The sequence below is a fragment of the Variovorax sp. AC194 genome (assembly GCF_979257995.1).
Genome location: NZ_OZ409823.1, coordinates 6150270 through 6165775, shown reverse-complemented (window position 1 = coordinate 6165775; position 15506 = coordinate 6150270). Strand labels below are relative to the sequence as shown.

General features: G+C 67.7%; 15 protein-coding genes. 6 read left to right on the top strand and 9 right to left on the bottom strand.

Annotated features, from left to right (window positions below; genetic code table 11):
• Nucleotides 1–40 precede the first annotated feature (40 nt).
• The 9 genes from ACZYRS_RS29220 to ACZYRS_RS29180 form a co-directional block, all read right to left on the bottom strand.
• Entirely contained in the window at nucleotides 41–1039 is a 999-nt protein-coding gene (locus ACZYRS_RS29220; protein WP_463422001.1) for an ABC transporter permease, read from the bottom strand.
• Nucleotides 1036–1950, bottom strand: coding sequence for an ABC transporter permease (locus tag ACZYRS_RS29215; RefSeq protein WP_198786438.1), 915 nt, complete (start codon nucleotides 1948–1950; stop codon nucleotides 1036–1038). Before ACZYRS_RS29215 ends, ACZYRS_RS29220 begins: the two co-directional genes overlap by 4 nt.
• 74 nt (nucleotides 1951–2024) lie before the next feature.
• The gene (locus ACZYRS_RS29210) at nucleotides 2025–3548 is read right to left on the bottom strand and encodes a sugar ABC transporter ATP-binding protein (RefSeq protein ID WP_463422000.1); all 1524 of its coding nucleotides are present in this window, start codon (nucleotides 3546–3548) and stop codon (nucleotides 2025–2027) included.
• A 6-nt stretch (nucleotides 3549–3554) separates the two neighbouring features.
• Nucleotides 3555–4583, bottom strand: a complete 1029-nt coding sequence (locus ACZYRS_RS29205; protein ID WP_198786338.1) for an ABC transporter substrate-binding protein — start codon at nucleotides 4581–4583, stop codon at nucleotides 3555–3557.
• A gap of 110 nt (nucleotides 4584–4693) precedes the next feature.
• The gene (locus ACZYRS_RS29200; protein ID WP_463421999.1) at nucleotides 4694–6220 is read right to left on the bottom strand and encodes a UxaA family hydrolase; all 1527 of its coding nucleotides are present in this window, start codon (nucleotides 6218–6220) and stop codon (nucleotides 4694–4696) included.
• Between the two features lie 2 nt (nucleotides 6221–6222).
• Entirely contained in the window at nucleotides 6223–7620 is a 1398-nt protein-coding gene (locus tag ACZYRS_RS29195) for a TRAP transporter large permease (RefSeq protein WP_198786336.1), read from the bottom strand.
• Between the two features lie 43 nt (nucleotides 7621–7663).
• On the bottom strand, nucleotides 7664–8221 hold the full coding sequence (locus ACZYRS_RS29190; RefSeq protein ID WP_463421998.1) for a TRAP transporter small permease: 558 nt from the start codon (nucleotides 8219–8221) through the stop codon (nucleotides 7664–7666).
• Nucleotides 8222–8313: 92 nt separating this feature from the next.
• Entirely contained in the window at nucleotides 8314–9327 is a 1014-nt protein-coding gene (locus tag ACZYRS_RS29185) for a sialic acid TRAP transporter substrate-binding protein SiaP (protein ID WP_198786334.1), read from the bottom strand.
• Between the two features lie 60 nt (nucleotides 9328–9387).
• Nucleotides 9388–10095, bottom strand: coding sequence for a FadR/GntR family transcriptional regulator (locus tag ACZYRS_RS29180; protein ID WP_463421997.1), 708 nt, complete (start codon nucleotides 10093–10095; stop codon nucleotides 9388–9390).
• Nucleotides 10096–10230: 135 nt separating this feature from the next.
• Between ACZYRS_RS29180 and ACZYRS_RS29175 the strand changes: the two genes are divergently transcribed.
• The 6 genes from ACZYRS_RS29175 to ACZYRS_RS29150 are packed head-to-tail and all read left to right on the top strand — an operon-like array spanning nucleotide 10231 to nucleotide 15497.
• Entirely contained in the window at nucleotides 10231–10965 is a 735-nt protein-coding gene (locus ACZYRS_RS29175; RefSeq protein WP_176660030.1) for an SDR family oxidoreductase, read from the top strand.
• Nucleotides 10962–11708, top strand: coding sequence for an SDR family NAD(P)-dependent oxidoreductase (locus tag ACZYRS_RS29170; protein WP_463421996.1), 747 nt, complete (start codon nucleotides 10962–10964; stop codon nucleotides 11706–11708). Before ACZYRS_RS29175 ends, ACZYRS_RS29170 begins: the two co-directional genes overlap by 4 nt.
• Nucleotides 11709–11733: 25 nt before the next feature.
• The gene (locus ACZYRS_RS29165) at nucleotides 11734–12582 is read left to right on the top strand and encodes a fumarylacetoacetate hydrolase family protein (protein WP_463421995.1); all 849 of its coding nucleotides are present in this window, start codon (nucleotides 11734–11736) and stop codon (nucleotides 12580–12582) included.
• 21 nt (nucleotides 12583–12603) lie between these two features.
• Nucleotides 12604–13434 carry an AraC family transcriptional regulator gene (locus tag ACZYRS_RS29160; protein WP_463421994.1) on the top strand — a complete coding sequence of 277 codons (831 nt, stop codon included), beginning with the start codon at nucleotides 12604–12606 and terminating at the stop codon, nucleotides 13432–13434.
• Between the two features lie 53 nt (nucleotides 13435–13487).
• Nucleotides 13488–14270: a GntR family transcriptional regulator gene (locus ACZYRS_RS29155; protein WP_463421993.1), complete on the top strand. Its 783-nt coding sequence runs from the start codon at nucleotides 13488–13490 to the stop codon at nucleotides 14268–14270.
• A gap of 21 nt (nucleotides 14271–14291) precedes the next feature.
• Complete coding sequence (locus tag ACZYRS_RS29150; RefSeq protein ID WP_198786327.1) at nucleotides 14292–15497, top strand: ABC transporter substrate-binding protein; 1206 nt, start codon at nucleotides 14292–14294, stop codon at nucleotides 15495–15497.
• The last annotated feature ends 9 nt before the right edge of the window (nucleotides 15498–15506 follow it).

Here is a 15506-nt window from a genome sequence, read left to right as displayed (position 1 = left end):
CGTTTCTCTTCTTGCGAAAAAGCAATAGGCGGCAGCGGCTTCAGCGGCCCGGGCGACCGCTTGCCAGCACGATGACCGCGATGATGATGACGCCGGTCAAGAGCATGCGCAGCCCCGGCCCGGCGCCGACGGCGTTGAGCAGCGCCACCAGCAGGAACATGAACATGGCCGCGCCCCAGATGCCCGGCACGCTGGGCCGCCCGCCCGCCACGGCCGTGCCGCCGATGACCACCACGGCGATGGTCATGAGCAGGTACTCCTGCCCCTGGTCCAGCGAGTTGCCGCCCGAGAAGCCCGCGATCAGCGCGCCGGTCAGGCCCGCGAGGCCGGCGCAGATCACGTAGGCCAGGAGGCGCGTGCGTTCCACATGGAGGCCCGCGAGCTGGGCGGCCCGGCGGTTCTGGCCCACCGCGGCGATCGAGCGGCCGAGCACCGTGCGCTCCAGCATCACCGCCACCAGCACCGTGACGGCCAGCGCCACGATCGCCACCAGCGGGATGCCCGCCACGCGCTGCGCCATCAGGTCCGAGAACAGCGCGGGCGGCTTCACCTTCAAGCCGCGCCCCACGTTGATGGCCACCGACATCACGATCAGCGAGGCCGCGAGCGTGGCGATGATCGGCGGAATGCGCAGCAGCCGGATCAACCCGAAGTTGAACAGGCCCACGCCGATGCCCACGGCGCCCGCCGCCAAGAGGCCCGGCACCAGCATCGCGTTGCTGCCGTCCATCACGATCATCGCGGCCGCGCCCGAGAGCGCGATGGTCGATGGAATCGACAGGTCCGCATTGCCCGGCCCGACGCTGATCACCAGCATCTGCCCGAGCGAGACCAGCACCGTGAAGGCCGAGAACGCCAGCGCCGCGGTCAGCAGGTCGCCCGAGCCCTGGCCGTGCCCGCTCCATACCGTCGCGCCCCAGGCGAGCACCGCGGCCACGCACGAGCCCAGCCACGGGCGGTTGCGCGCGAGGCGCTTCCATCGGGCAGGCGTCGAGCCGGCAGCTGCAGCGGCGGCGACGCGTTCGTTCGCCGCGCTCATCGCTTGCCCCCGAGCAGGTCGATGGCGGCGCGCAGCGCGAGCACCGCCACCAGGATCAGGCCCTGCATGCCCACCTGCCAGTCGGGCGCGATGTTCAGGAAGGTCAGGAACGAGGCCGCCAGCGTCACCGTGAGCGCGCCGATGACCGCGCCCACCGGCGCCACCTTGCCGCCCGCGAACTCCGCGCCGCCCAGGATCGCCGCCGCGATCGCTACCAGCGTGTAGCGCGAGGCGATGTTGGCATCGGCCGAGGTGGCCTGGCCCACCAGCATCAGGCCCGAGCAGACGCCGAAGACGCCGGCGATCGCATACACGCCGGCGCGCACGCGCACCATGTTCCAGCCCGCGCGCGCAATGGCGCCGGGGTTGCCGCCCAGCCCGCGCACCAGCGTGCCGAAGGCGCTGCGCGTGATCAGCAGGTGACCCACGATGGCCGTGGCGATGGCCATCCAGATCGGCATCGGCAGGAGCGGCGTGCGCCAGCTCATCGCGGCGCGCAGCCACTCGGGTGCCGTGCCGCCGGGCGTGGGCAGCAGCAGCACGGCGCAGCCCAGCCATACGAACGAGAGCCCGAGCGTGACCACGATGGACGGCAGTTGCCTGGCCTGGATCACCGCGCCCGCGAGCGCATAGACGCCTACCGCCGCGACCAGTGCCAGCACCGCGAGCGCCGGCTGCGCGGGCATCAGCGTGGCGCCGATGCAGGCCACCAGCGACACGAACGGGCCGATGGACAGGTCCAGGTCGCTCACCGCCAGGATCATCATCTGCGCGAGCGTGGCGAACATCACCGGGATCGCCAGGTTCAGCAGCAGGTTGATGCCGAAGTAGGACATCGCGCGCGGCTGCTTCAGGAACACCGCCGCGAGCAGCAGCGCGAGCGCCACGGCCGGCAGCAGCGCATGCAGGATCGCCACGCGGCGCGCGGGATGGCGGCCGTTGCGCGGAGCAACCGCGGCAACCGTGGGGACTGCCGGAACCGCGCTCACGCCGCGGCCTCCTCGAAGGAAAGTGCCACCACGCGCTCCTCGCTGATGTCGTCGCCGGCCAGTTCGCCAACCACGCGCCCGTTGCTGAACACATAGACGCGGTCGCAATGGTGCAGCTCGTCGAATTCGGTCGTGTACCAGACGAAGGTGCGCCCGCCCCGGGCCTCCTGGCGGATGAGCGCGTACACGTCGCGCTTGGTGCCCACATCGACGCCGCGCATCGGGTCGTCCATCAAGATCACCGGCGCCCGGGAGCCCAGCGCCCGCGCGAACAGCACCTTCTGCTGGTTGCCGCCCGAGAGCGAGCCGATGGGCAGGTCCATGTCGGGCGTGACCAGGCCCAGGCGCTGGCGCCATTGCTGGGCCTGCTGCAGCTCCTGCTTCAGGTCGATCAGCGGGCTGCGGGCGCGCAGTTGCGCGAGCCAGCCCACCGTCATGTTGCGGGCGATGGACCAGAGCGCGAACACGCCGTCGGTCTGCCGGTCGCCGGCCACGAAGGCGGTGCCGCCCTGGACGCGCATCGCGTCCGTGTTCCTGTGCTGCGAGGTTTCCTGCAGCGCGAGCAGCATCTCGGTCTGCCCGTGCCCGGCCAGCCCCGCCAGGCCGATCACCTCGCCGCGCGCCGCGCGCAGGGCGATGCCGCGCTGCGGGGAGGCTCGCACCTGCACCACGTTCTGCACCGCGTCCTGCACGGTTTGCGCGTGGCCTCCGCCCGTGCGCGTGCGAGCCGCCGCGGCCTGTGGCACGTCGTTGACCACCGCCTGCCCCATCGCCGAAACCAGCCGCTCGCGGTCGGTCTCGGCGGTCGGCGTGGCCTGCACCACCTGTCCGTCGCGCATCACGACCAGCCTGTCGGTCACCGCGAAGATCTCGCGCAGCTTGTGCGTGATCAGCACGCAGGTCTTGCCCTCGGCCACGAAGCTGCGGATGTAGGCCAGCAACTGCGCGGCGGCCTGCCCGTCGAGCGAGGAGGTCGGCTCGTCCAGGATCATCAATTCGAGCGGCTGCGCGCCCGGCGTGAATGCGCGCGCCACCTCCACGATCTGGCGCTTGCCGATCGGCAGCTCGCCCACCACGTCGTCGGGCCGCAGGCCGTGGCCCGGGAAGATGCGCTCCAGCGTGGCCATCAACTGCGCGCCCGCGCGCTTGCGCCAGGCCCACTCGGCCGACTGCGGCTGCGCGATTCGCATGTTCTCCGCGAGCGTGAGGTTGTCGCACAGCGACAGTTCCTGGAACACGCAGCGCAGCCCCCAGCGCCGCGCCTCGCGCAGGCTCCACGCGGCGCCGTCCGCCGGCCGGCCGGCAAAGTGCAGCTCGCCACGGTCCGGTGCCAGCGCGCCGCACAGGATGTTGACCAGCGTGGACTTGCCCGCGCCGTTGTGTCCGACCAGGCCCACGCATTCGCCGCGCCGCAGTTGCAGGTCGACACCGCGCAGCGCCTGAACGGCGCCGAAGGCGCGCGCGGCGCCGCGGACATCGGCCAGCACCGAGCCCGCGAAAGCTTGCGATGAGACTTGCATCGCGGCTTACTTGGCCTTGGCAATGAAGTCGATGACTTCCTTCTGCGAGTACTCGACGTTCACCACGCTGCCGACTTCGGTCTTCTTGACCGCATCGTCCAGCGTCTCTTGCGTCACCACGCTGATCGGCAGTTTCATGTCCTTGGGCACCTTGGCGCCCGAGAGGATCTGCTGCGCCACCCAGAAGGCGAAGGTCGAGGCGCCCGGCGCGATGCTGGCCGACATGGTCTGGTACTTGTTGGCGTCGCGCTGCTCCTTCCACCACGCAAGCTCGTCCTGCCGGTTGCCCATGAAGATCACCGGCGTGGGCCGGCCCGCGGCCTTGAAGGCCTGCGCCACGCCGTAGCCGTCGCCGCCCTGCGTGGCCACCGCCGTCACCTGCGGCAGCGTCGAGAGGATGGCCGACACCTCCTTCTGCGCCACGGTCTGCGTCCAGTTGCCGTGCACCGAGCCGACGATCTTGTACTCGGGCCGCTTGGCCACGGCCGCGGTGATGCCCTGGTGGATCTCGTCGTCCACGAACACGCCCGCCAGGCCCCGCACCTCCAGCAGGTTGCCCTTGAGCCCGCGGCTGGCGAAGTAGTCGATCTGCATCTGGCCCAGTTGCTTGAAGTCCACCGCGATGCGGTAGGCGCAGGGCTCGGTCACGATGCCGTCGAACGACACCACCACGATGCCCGCGTCGCAGGCCTGCTTGACCGCGCCGTTCAGGGCGGTGGGCGATGCCGCATTGATCACGATGGCGTCGAAGCCTTGCAGGATCATGTTCTGGATCTGCGCGGCCTGCTCGGTGGCCTGGTTCTCCGAGGTGGTGAAGCTGGGCGCCTGGGCCACCACGCCCTTGGCGACCGCGTCCTTGGTGACCTTGTCCCAGCTCTTGAGCATGGCCTGTCGCCACGAGTTGCCCGCGAAGTTGTTCGACAGCGCGATCTTCCTGGCCTTGGTGTCGGCTGCGCTGGCCGGCAGGTGCAGTGCGGCGGCGCCCAGCACGAGCGCGGCGGCCAGTGCGGTGGATGAGAGTCGGATCTTGTTCATGGGGTTGTCCTTCTTTGGCTGAAGCCGCTGTCCCGACTCCAGTTGTCTCCTGCGGATGCCCGTGGTGCGATGACGCGCCGGCCAGAGCGCGGCATCAAGGCGGTGTGGGGTTACATGACGGCGCCGACCTGCCACGGCACGAATTCGTTCTGCCCGTAGCCGTGCTGCTCGCTCTTGGACTGCGTGCCCGAAGCGGTGGCCAGCACCAGCTCGAAGATGCGCTGCCCCATCTCCTGGATCGAGGCCGTGCCGTCGACGATCTCGCCGCAGTTGATGTCCATGTCCTCTTCCTGCCGCTGCCACAGCGCCGAGTTGGTCGCGAGCTTGAGCGAAGGCGAGGGCGCGCAGCCGTAGGCCGAGCCGCGGCCGGTGGTGAAGCAGATCAGGTTCGCGCCGCCGGCCACCTGGCCCGTCGCGCTCACCGGGTCGTAGCCGGGCGTGTCCATGTAGACGAAGCCGTGCGCGGTCACGGGCTCCGCGTATTCGTACACCGCCTCCAGGTTGCTGGTGCCGCCCTTGGCGACCGCTCCCAGCGACTTCTCCAGGATCGTGGTGAGCCCGCCCGCCTTGTTGCCCGGCGAGGGGTTGTTGTTCATCTCGCCTTCGTTGATCTCGGTGTAGTGCTCCCACCACTTGATGCGGTCCACGAGCTTCTGGCCCACTTCGCGCCTCACCGCGCGGCGCGTGAGCAAGTGCTCCGCGCCGTACACCTCGGGCGTTTCGCTCAGGATCGCCGTGCCGCCGTGCGCCACCAGCAGGTCGACCGCGGCGCCGAGCGCCGGGTTCGCGCTGATGCCCGAGTAGCCGTCCGAGCCGCCGCACTGCAGCCCGATGGTGATATGCGCCGCGCTGCACGGCTCGCGCTTGACTGCATTGGCGCGCGGCAGCATCTCGTTGATGAGCGCCACGCCCTTCTCCACCGTCTTGCGTGTGCCGCCCGTGTCCTGGATGTTGAAGGTGCGGAAGTTCTCGCCTTCGGCCAAGTGGCCGGTCGCAAGCCACGCGTTGATCTGGTTGGCCTCGCAGCCGAGCCCGACCACCAGCACGCCCGCGAAGTTCGGGTGCGTGGCGTAGCCCGTGAGCGTGCGCGAGAGCACCTGCATGCCCATGCCCTCGGTGTCCATGCCGCAGCCAGTGCCGTGCGTCAGCGCGACGATGCCGTCCACGTTGGGGAATGCTGCGAGCGCGGAAGGATTGGTCCGGCGCGAGAAGTGATCGGCAATGGCGCGCGCGGCCGTGGCCGAGCAATTCACGCTGGTCAGCACGCCGATGTAGTTGCGCGTGGCCACGCGGCCGTCGGCGCGCTTGATGCCCATGAACGTCGCCTCGCGTTGGGCGGGCGCGGGCTTCACGTCGGCGCCGAAGGCGTAGTCGCGCGCAAAGTCCCCCTTGTCCGGCCCCATGTCCAGGTTCTGCGTATGCACGTGTTCGCCGGGCGCGATCGGCTTGCTCGCGAAGCCGATGATCTGGTTGTAGCGCCGCACCGGTTCGCCCTGCGCAATCGCGCGCATCGCGACCTTGTGGCCCGGCGGTATCAGGCCGCGCACGGCCACGTCCTCGACGAGCGTGCCGCCGAGCAATTGAGCGCGCGCGATGACGACGTCGTCGGCGGGATGGAGTCGGATGTAGGGGGTCATGGTCAGAAGAACATCTTGGGCAGCCACAGCACGAGCTTGGGCATGTAGGTGATCACGCCCAGGCTCAGCAAGAGCGGCACCAGCCACGGAAGAATCGCCATCGTCGTGCGCTCGAAGCTCAGGCCCGCCACGCGCGCCAGCACGAACAGCACCATGCCCATGGGCGGGTGCAAGAGGCCGATCATGAGGTTGAGCACCATCACCAGGCCGAAGTGGATCGGGTCCACGCCCAGCTGCGTGGCAATGGGCAAGAGGATGGGCACGAGGATCGTGATGGCCGCGGTCGGCTCCAGGAAGCACCCCACGAAGAGCATCAGCAGGTTGGCCAGCAGCAGGAACACCCAGGCTTCCTTGGTGAAGCCCAGCACCCACGCGGCGATGTCGGTGGTCACGCCCGTGGCCGTGAGCATCCAGCCGAAGATCGATGCCGCCGCCACGATGAAGAGCACCGTGCTCGTGGTCTCGATGGTGTCCAGGCACACCTTCACGAACATCTTCCACGAGAGCGTGCGGTACCACGCGAACCCGAGGATCATGGCCCACACGCAGGCCGCGATGGCGCCCTCGGTGGGCGTGAAGAGGCCCGTGGTCATGCCGCCGATCAGCAGCACCGGCGTCATGATGGGCAGCAGCGCCTCGAAGTTGAAGATCTTGTCCAGCACGAAGAGCGATGCCAGCCCCGCGAACACCGTGAGCTGCGGCGGCGTGCCCAGCTTGACCACCAGCACCCACAGCAGCATGGGCCAGCCGATCACCACGGCCAGTTCCATCAGCGCCTTGAAGAGCCGGGTGCGCGAGAACTTCACGTCCGCGCCCCACTTGTTCTTGTGCGCGTAGTAGGCCACCGTGAGCATCATGAGGACGGCCAGCATCGCGCCGGGCAGGATGCCCGCCAGGAACAGTGCGCCCACCGACACGTTGGCCATCATCCCGTAGATCACGAAGGGCAGGCTCGGCGGAATGATCGGGCCCAGCGTGGCCGAAGCGGCCGTCACGCCCACGGCGAACTCGGTCGAATAGCCGTGCTCCTTCATCGCCTTGATCTCGATGGTCCCCAGGCCCGCGGCATCGGCGATGGCCGTGCCGCTCATGCCCGCGAAGATCACCGAGCCCAGCACGTTCACGTGGCCCAGGCCCCCCTTGAGCCAGCCCACCAGCGCGAGCGCGAAGTTGTAGATGCGGGTGGTGATGCCGGCGTTGTTCATCAGGTTGCCGGCCAGGATGAAGAAGGGCACCGCGAGCAGCGGAAAGCTGTCGATGCCGCTCACCATCCGGTGGATCACCACGAAGGGCGGCAACGTGCTGTCGCTCACCAGGATGTAGACCAGCGAGGCGCCGGCCATGGCGATGGCCACGGGGATGCCGCCGGCCATGAAGAACAGGAAGATGATTTTCAGCATGGGTCTTTTTCTTGGCGTTGCAGTGCGTGGTCAGCGGTCGCGGTCAGCGATCGGACAGCGTCGACTCGGGGCGCTCCAGCACGCTGTAGCCGCGCTTCCAGTGGATGCGCAGCACCTGCAGCGAGCGCCACGCCATGGCGGCGAAGCCGAAGACGCACAGCGCGTACACCACGTTCATCGGCAGGTCCACGATGGTCATGCGCGTCTGGTTGCCGATCTTCATCATCATCTGGATGGTCATCACCACGGCCGCCACGAAGAAGGCGGTGCGCAGCACGTCCACCACCATCGAGAGCACGCGCCCCATGGCGCGCGGCATGTGGCGGTAGAAGAAGTCGACCTGGATCTGGTTGTTCTTCGCCACCCCCACCGCCGCGCCGATGAAGACCACGCCGATGAGCATGTAGCGCGCCACTTCCTCGGTCCAGGCGGCCGAGTCGTTCATCACGTAGCGCGTGACGAACTGGTAGAACACCGTGAGGCCCAGGAGCCAGAAGATGGCCAGCGAGATCCAGCTCTCGGCGATGGTGTCCGACAGGTCGACCACCTCGTCCTGCGCATGGAAGTGGCCTTCGTCGTCGATGATCTTTTGTTCAGTCATACAGATCCAGATGGTGCGATGGGTGTTTCATGGGGATACCGAGGAACCGGCTTTGCCGGGCCTCAGGTATCGCCCCCTGCAAGGGGGTTAGCTCACTTGATGGCGAGGATGCGGTCGTAGTCTTGCTGGCGGTAGCCTTGGTCGGTGGGCTTGGTGGCTTTCAGCACCGCTTCGCGGAACGCGTTCTTGTCGACCGTGATCACGTTGTTGCCCTTCTTCTTGAACTCTTCCACCAGGCGCGCCTCGGAGGCGATGATTTCGCGGCCGGTCTTCTCGGCGGCCTCCTGCATCACGTCGGTGAAGATCTTCTTTTCATCCGCCGAGAGCTTCGCCCACAGCTGCCCCGAGCAGATCGTGAGCAGCGAATCGACGATGTGGCCGGTGAGCGAAATGTTCTTCTGCACCTCGAAGAACTTCTTGGCCTCGATGGTGGGCAGCGGGTTCTCCTGCGCATCGACCGTGTTGTTCTGCAGGGCCAGGTACACCTCGGCGAAGGCGATCGGCGTCGGGTTGGCGCCCAGCGCCTTCGGGAAGGCGAGGTACGCCGGCGCGTCGGGCACGCGGATCTTCAGGCCCTTCATGTCCTCGGGCTTGCTCACCGGCCGCGCGGCGCTCGATGTCACGTGGCGCGCGCCGTAGTAGCTCAGTGCGGTGATGTGGTTGCCGCTCTTGTCGTCGTAGCCCTTGGCGAGCTCGTTGAACACGTCGCTCTTGGCGTACTTCAGCTGGTGCTCGGCATCGCGGAAGATGAAGGGAAAGTACGAGATCGCCAGCGGCGTGTAGGTGCGCCCCGCGAAGCTCGCGCCCGACAGGATGATGTCCACCGTGCCCAGTGTCAGGCCCTGGTTGATGTCGGCTTCCTTGCCGAGCGTGGAGGCCGGGAACACCTGGATGTCGTACTTGCCGTTGGTGCGTTTCTTGATCTCCTCGGCCGCCCACACCGAGTACTTGTGGAAGGGTTCCGAGGTCTCGTAGACGTGGGCCCACTTGAGCTTGGTCTGAGCCGAGGCGATGCCCGAAACGCCCAGTGCGCCGGCCGCGAGGGCGCAGGCGGCCAGGGCCTTGAGGGCGGTGCGTTTGCTGTTCTTGCTGCTGTTGCTGGTCATGTGGCTTGTCTCCGTTGTAGTCATGGCAGAAAAAATTCAGGTAAACCGCTGGCGAAAAAATCAGGAAGGCTTCGCGCGTCGCCAGCTCGCGCTGAATCGCTGGTGCGACTTGTCCATGTGCGCGTGCATCGCGGCACGCGCCCCCTCGGCGTCGCGGGCGGCCACCGCATCGCGGATGGCCTCGTGCTCGAAGATGGCCGAGCGCCAGGAAGAAACGTTCTCGAAGTAGCCGCCCAGGCGCGTGAAGATCGGGCCCTTGCGCGAGTCCCAGAAGTTCTGCACCGTCTCCACCAGCACCGCGTTGCCGCTGGCGTTGACGATGGACAGGTGGAAGGCGCGATCGCCCTCCAGCGGCATCACCTTGCGGTCGGCCATCTCGCGCATCACTTCGATGGCGCGCGTCATCGCATCGACGTCCTTGCGCTTGCCGGCGAGGGCGGCGATGGCGGCCGTCTCGCCCTCGATCACGCGGCGCGCGCGGATCAGCTCCAGCGGCCCCCATTCGGTGGGCGCGACCGGCGCGGCGGCCCGGTGCGAGCGGTCGAGCACGTACACGCCCGAGCCCGTGCGCACCTCGACCCAGCCCTCGACTTCGAGCGCGATCAGCGCCTCGCGCACCGAGGGGCGGCTCACGCCCAGCTGCTTGGCCAGGTCGCGCTCGGCCGACAGGCGCGCGCCCACGGCGAACTCGCCCTTGGCGATCAGCGCGCGCAGCTGGTCGGCGATCTGGCGATAGAGGCGCTGGGGTTCGACGGTCTGGAGGGGCACGAGGAGGCGCGAGGGGGCGGGTGAACGAACAGGGTTAAGGGTTGTCCTGAATTGGACAAGTGGTAAGGCCAATTCAGAATACGATGTGTCGCCCGTGTCACCCATCGGGCCAAACCCGAATTGGAGACAGACACCATGCGATTGAAGGGAAAGACCGCGCTCGTCACTGCGGCCGGCCAGGGCATCGGCCACGCGAGCGTGCTGGCGCTCGCCGCCGAGGGCGCCCAGGTCTGGGCCACCGACGTCAACGAGAAGCTGCTGGAGCGCTACGCCGGCGTAGCGAACGTCACGGCCGTGAAGCTCGACGTGCTCGACAAGGCTGCCATCGGCGCGCTGTTCGCAAAGCTTCCCGCGCTGGACGTGCTCTTCAACTGCGCGGGCGTGGTGCACAACGGCACCATCGAGCAGGCGAGCGACGACGACCTGGCCTTCGCCTTCGCGCTCAACGTGCGCGCGCAGATGTGGACCATCCAGGCCGTGCTGCCCGGCATGCTCAAGGCCGGGCGCGGCAGCATCATCAACATGGCGAGCGTGTGCTCCAGCATGAAGGGCCTGCCCAACCGCTTCGTCTACGGCACGACCAAGGCCGCGGTGCTCGGCCTCACCAAGAGCGTGGCGGCCGACTACGTGACCAAGGGCATCCGCTGCAATGCGGTGTGCCCGGGCACGGTCGATACGCCGTCGTTGGGCGACCGCATCAACGCCAACGCCGACCCCGAGGAAGCCCGCAAGGCCTTCATCGCGCGCCAGCCGATGGGCCGGCTCGCGCAGGCCGAAGAAATCGCGCCCGTGGTCGTGTTCCTCGCGAGCGACGAATCGATCTTCGCGACCGGCCAGTTCTTCACCGTCGACGGCGGCATCACGATATGAACCAGCTCGATTTCACCGGCCGGCACGCGGTCATCACCGGCGGCGCCACCGGCCTGGGTTTGGGCATCGCGCAGCGGCTGGTGGCCTCGGGCGGCAGCGTCACGCTGTGGGACCGCGACGAGGCGGCAGCCAACCAGGCCGCCGAGGCGCTCGGCGACAAGGCCTTCGCGCTGAAGGTCGACGTGTCGCAGCAGCCCTCGGTCGCCAAGGCCGTGGCCGCGACGCTCGCGCACGCGGGGCGCATCGATGCGCTGGTCAACAGCGCCGGCATCACCGGTCCCAACGTCAAGCTGTGGGACTACCCGGTGGACGACTGGCGCCAGGTGATGGAGGTCAACATCAACGGCGTGTTCCTCTGCTGCCGCGAGGTGGTCGGGCAGATGCGAAAGCAAGGCTACGGGCGCATCGTCAACATCGCCTCGGTGGCAGGCAAGGAGGGCAACCCCAACGCCAGCGCCTACAGCGCGAGCAAGGCCGCCGTCATCGGCATCACCAAGTCGCTCGGCAAGGAACTGGCCGACACCGGCATCCGCGTGAACTGCGTGACGCCCGCGGCGGTGAAGACCGCGATCTTCGACCAGATGACGCCCGAGCACATCGCGTTCATGCTGTCGAAAATACCCATGGGCCGTTTCGGCGCGGTGGAGGAGGTGGCCGCGATGGTCGGCTGGCTCTGCACCGAGGATTGCTCGTTCTCCACCGGCGCGGTCTTCGACCTGTCGGGTGGCCGCTCCACTTATTGATCATTCAATGCACTGAAAGGAAAGCATGAAACTCGTCCGTTACGGCAACCCCGGCAAGGAGAAGCCCGGCCTCATCGACGCAGACGGCAAGCTGCGCGACCTGAGCGCCATCGTCAAGGACATCGGTCCCGACCAGCTCGGCGATGCCGCCATCGCCAAGCTGCGCAAGACCAAGCTGGACAAGCTGCCGCTGGTCAAGGGCAAGCCGCGCCTGGGCAGCCCCGTGGCCAACGTCGGCAAGTTCATCGCCATCGGCCTGAACTATGCGGACCACGCGGCCGAATCGGGCCTGCCGGTGCCCAAGGAACCCGTGGTCTTCATGAAGGCCACCAGCTGCATCCAGGGCCCGAACGACCCGGTGATGCTGCCCAAGGGCTCGGTCAAGTCCGACTGGGAAGTCGAGCTCGGCGTGGTCATCGGCACCCAGGCGCGCTACGTCTCGCAAAAGAGCGCGCTCGACTACGTGGCCGGCTACTGCACGATCAACGACGTGAGCGAGCGCGAATTCCAGATCGAGCGCGGCGGCACCTGGGACAAGGGCAAGGGCTGCGACACCTTCGGCCCGCTCGGCCCGTGGCTGGTGACGCGCGACGAAATCGAGAACCCGCAGAAGCTCTCGATGTGGCTCGACCTGAACGGCCAGCGCGTGCAAACGGGCAGCACCAAGACCATGATCTTCACGGTCGCGAAAATCGTGAGCTACGTGAGCCAGTTCATGACGCTGATGCCCGGCGACGTGATCACCACCGGCACGCCGCCCGGCGTCGGCATGGGCATGAAGCCGCCGCTGTTCCTGAAGAAGGGCGACGTGATGACGCTGGGCATCGAGGGCCTGGGCGAACAACGCCAGGAAGTAGTTCCCTTCAAGCTCTGATCCTCTGCGATCATCCGGCGGATGAAGACGCCGCCGGACCATCGATCGCAGGTGTTCGGCACGCCCTGGGAGGGCGTGCACGGCACCGCGATCGAAAGTGCCCGCCACTACGGCCGGCACTGGCATGCCACCTATGGCCTGGGCCTGCTGGAGCAGGGCGCGCAGCGCTCGGCCAGCGGGCGCGGCAAGGTCGATGCGCATGCCGGCGACCTGATCGCCACCAACCCCGGTGAAGTGCATGACGGCCAGCCGCTCGGCGGGCCGTCGCGCCGTTGGCGCATGGTGTATTTCGATGCCGGCGTCATGGCCGCGATGAATGGCGATGTCGGCGCCGATGTGGCGTTGACGCGTCCCGTCATCCAGGACGCAAGGCTCGGCGACACATTGCGCCGCCTGTTCACCCGGCTCGACGATTGGCGCGCCGCATCGCCTGACGCGCACCGCGCCGAATCGCTCGCCTGCGAGGAATCGTTGGCCGAAGTCTGCGGCCTGCTGCGAGACAACCATTCCACCGCCGCGCCTTCGCGCGAAGCATCCGCCGACGTGCGCCAGGTGCGCGAGCGCCTCGCCGACGAACTGCTCGCGCCGCCCACGCTCGCCGAACTCGCCGCGATGACGGGCCTGAGCACCTACCAGGTGCTGCGGCGCTTCGAGAAAACCTACGGCGTGCCCCCGCACGCATGGCTCGTGCTGCAGCGCAGCGAACGCGCGCGCCACCTGATCCGCCACGGCGCCGGTCTTGCGGAGGCCGCGGCGGCCAGCGGCTTCGCCGACCAAAGCCACATGACGCGCATCTTCACGCGCCAGTTCGGCTTCACCCCCGGCGCCTGGCAGCGCGGCCTTCGGTTTTAAATGTCCCATTGACAGAACATTGAAACTGCAAAAACATCAAAGGCATGTCGCAAATGCCTTTGCCGAAATACCACCAGATCTATCTGGTCCTGCGTGAGCAGTTGCACGAGGGGCGTTTTGCGGAGGGCCTGCCCGGCGAACTGGCGCTCATGGCGCAGTTCGGCGTGGCGCGCGTCACGGTGCGCCGCGCGCTCGAGCAGCTCTCCTCCGAAGGGCTGATCGCACGCAACCCTGGCCGCCGCACGCGCGCATTGCCGCCACCGGCCGCCGGTGAACAGCCGGGCGCGAAGAACCTGGAGCGCGCCAACCTGCGCGGCCTGCTGGAGAACCTGGTCACCATGGGCCTGCACACCTCGGTGAAGGTGATCGAGGTCGCGACCATCACCGCCTCCACGCAGGTGGCCGAGGCGCTGCAATTGCAGCTGGGCGATGCGGTGCAGAAGGCGGTGCGCGTGCGTGCCACCAAGGAGGGGCCGCTCTCCCACATCACCACCTACGTGCCCGACACCATCGCGCGCCGCTTCGGCCGCCGCGAGCTCTCCAAGAAGCCGATCCTCGTGCTGCTGGAGGAGTCGGGCGTCAAGGTGGGCCGCGCGCATCAGACGATCTCCGCGCGCCTGGCCGACAACGTGATCGCGCAGCACCTGGATGTCTCGGTCGGCTCGGCCCTGCTCGCGGTGCGCCGCCTCATCTACGACGAAGACGAGCGGCCCGTGCAGTGGCTGCACGGCCTCTACCGCCCCGACCGCTACACCTACGAAATGCAGCTCTCCCGCGTGGGCAGCATCGACGCGAAGGTGTGGGTCAGCAAAGACGTGTCAGCCCAGTTCAACTGAAGAGAAAAAGGAAAGCCCACCATGCAGAACCGCCGCAGTTTCGTGTCGCAGTCCGCCGCCCTGGCGACCGCCGTTGCCTTCCCGCTCGTGGCCGGCGCGCAGCCCAAGGCCGTCAAGGTCGGCGTGCTGCACCCGGTCACCGGTGCGCTCGCCTATTCGGGCCAGCAGTGCCGCCTCGGCGCGCTCATGGCCATCGAGGACATCAACGCGGCCGGCGGCATCAAGTCGCTCGGCGGCGCGAAGCTCGAAGCCCTGCTGGGCGATGCGCAGTCGCAGCCGCAGGCGGGCGCCGCCGAGGTCGAGAAGATGAACGAGGCCGGTGTCTCGGCCATCGTGGGCGCTTACGCCTCGGCCATTTGCCTTGCAACCACGCAGGCCGCGGCCAAATACAACCTGCCGCACGTGGTGGACGTGGGCGTGGCCGACCAGATCGTGGAGCGCGGCCTGAAGAACACCTTCCGCTTCGGCCCGGGCTACAAGAAATCGACCGAGGTGGCCATGGCCAACCTGCTGGTGCTCAACAAGGCCGCGGGCAACCCGGCCAAGACCGTGATGATCATCCACGAGGAGTCGCTCTTCGGCGCCGGCACCGCACAACTGCTCTCGCGCGAACTGCCGGGCTACGGCTTCGAGGTGAAGGAAGTGGTCAAGCACGCGAACCCCACGCGCGACTTCAACAACATCGTGCTGCGCATGAAGTCGATCAACCCCGACATCGTGATCCCGGCCAACTACTACAACGAGTACGCGCTGCTCGTGCGCACCATGCAGCAGCAGAAGGTGGTGCCCAAGGCGATCTTCTCGGTGCTGGGCGGCGCGGCGTCCAGCTACAAGTTCGTGAAGGAATTTCCGGACGCGGCCAACGGCATCATTGATTGCAACCACTGGTTCAACCCGAAGGACAAGCGCGCGCAGGACCTGCGCAAGCGCGTGGAGGCCAAGGGCCAGTTCTTCAGCTACGAGGTCTTCATGACCTATGCGTCGATGTGGCTCCTGGCCGATGCGCTGGAGCGCGCCAAGTCCACCGAGCGCGCGGCCATCGTCGATGCGCTGGAGAAGAGCACCTTCTCGAACCACTTCATGCCCTACGGCCCGACCAAGTTCGTCAACGGCCAGAACGAAGGCGCGCAGCCGCTCATGACGCAGGTGGTCAAGAACGACATCAAGGTCATCATCCCGCGCGACTACCGCGAAGTGGACCCGGTGTTCCCGCTGCGCGCGGCCTGAGGCGGAAGG